Annotated in this window: 2 protein-coding genes; both read left to right on the forward strand. The window is 36.2% G+C overall.

Annotation, left to right across the window (positions count from 1 at the left end; all coding sequences use genetic code 11):
* Positions 1-63: 63 nt before the first annotated feature.
* A complete protein-coding gene (locus GC105_RS16995; protein WP_193708471.1) occupies positions 64-204 on the forward strand; it encodes a hypothetical protein in 141 nt (46 codons plus the stop codon).
* A complete protein-coding gene (gene ltrA / locus GC105_RS16610) occupies positions 176-1,444 on the forward strand; it encodes a group II intron reverse transcriptase/maturase (RefSeq protein ID WP_152807054.1) in 1,269 nt (422 codons plus the stop codon). The genes GC105_RS16995 and ltrA overlap by 29 nt, the downstream gene beginning before the upstream one ends.
* Positions 1,445-1,464 lie beyond the last annotated feature (20 nt).

Raw genomic sequence — 1,464 nt, forward strand, 5'->3', positions numbered from 1 at the left:
GGAACGTTACCTAGTGCAAAAGAAACTTGCTATTGATAACGACGACGCAAATAAGAAGTAACCATGGTATGTGAAGATAAGATTGCCAGAGAGCTAGAGACGTCAAACAACCTTGGAGAAGAACTTATAGCTAGAGTAAATGAAACAAGAGATACCGCGACAATGGAGGTAAGTAATGAAGAAATGGTACAGCCTAATCGATAAAATATATCGAATAGAAAATTTACAAGAGGCATTTAAGCGAGTCAAGAAGAACAAAGGGGCTCCCGGAATAGATGGAGAAACAGTTCAAATGTTTGCTGAAAAGCTAGAAGTAAATATTAAGTTTCTTCATGAGAGACTGAAAACCAACACATATGAACCCAGTGCCGTAAGAAGAAGAGAAATCGAAAAACCCGACGGGGGAATAAGGTTACTAGGAATACCTACGGTAAAAGACAGGGTGGTACAGCAGGCAATCGTCAATATAATTGGAGCAATCTTTGATGAAACATTCCATCCATCAAGTTACGGATACAGACCAAAACGGTCACAACACCAAGCCGTAGCAAAAGCAGAGAGATTTATGGTTAAACACAAACTAGAACATGTAGTTGATATGGATTTAAGCAAATGCTTCGATACATTAGACCACGAGGTAATGATGAAAGCAGTAGGTGAACAGATAAGTGATGGACGAGTATTAAATCTGATTAAGAGCTTTCTTAAGTCAGGAGTAATGCACAGTGATAACCACTATGTCACAGATGTGGGAAGTCCACAAGGTGGTGTGATATCACCTCTGCTTAGCAATATTTATCTGAACAAATTTGACCAGAAAATGATGAGCAAAGGAATAAGAATTGTACGTTATGCTGATGATATATTAATATTTGCGAAAGATAAACAAACAGCAGGCAATTACAAGACCTTGGCGACGAAGATTCTAGAAGAAGAACTCAAGCTTAGAGTGAACAAAGAGAAGACTATAATAACAAATGTTCACAGAGGAGTAAGTTATCTTGGATTTGACATATGCACGAAGTATGTAGAGATAAATCCTAAAAGAGTGAATCGATTTAAGGATAGAATCCGAGAAATAACTAAGAGAAATGCAGGAAAGAAACTAGAGCTTATCATAGAAGAACTAAATCGATATCTAAGAGGATGGATAAATTATTATCGAGTAGCCAACATAAAATCCTTTGTAAAACAACAAATGGGATGGATACGACGACGATTAAGGATGATAAAGATGGTACAATGGAAGACGTATAAGCCAATGCATAAATTGATGAAAAAGAAAGGCATTAAGATAACAGAGAAGATGGATGTGAAGAGATGGAAGAATTCAAATGTCTATATTATTCATAGGTTATTGCCTAACAAATACTTTGAAGAATTAGGATTAATCGATTTATGTAAATATGAGGTTGGATTGTTGTCAAACTACTACGAAATGTAGTGTTTGGAGAAAGTATTCAG

It is taken from the genome of Alkalibaculum sporogenes, assembly GCF_009362815.1.
GTDB lineage: Bacteria > Bacillota > Clostridia > Eubacteriales > Alkalibacteraceae > Alkalibaculum_A > Alkalibaculum_A sporogenes.

Bases quoted from the DNA above. Each gene is read 5' to 3' on its own strand.
- ltrA (WP_152807054.1), top strand. From the start codon at position 176: ATGAAGAAATGGTACAGCCTAATCGATAAAATATATCGAATAGAAAAT.
- GC105_RS16995 (WP_193708471.1), top strand. From the start codon at position 64: ATGGTATGTGAAGATAAGATTGCCAGAGAGCTAGAGACGTCAAACAAC.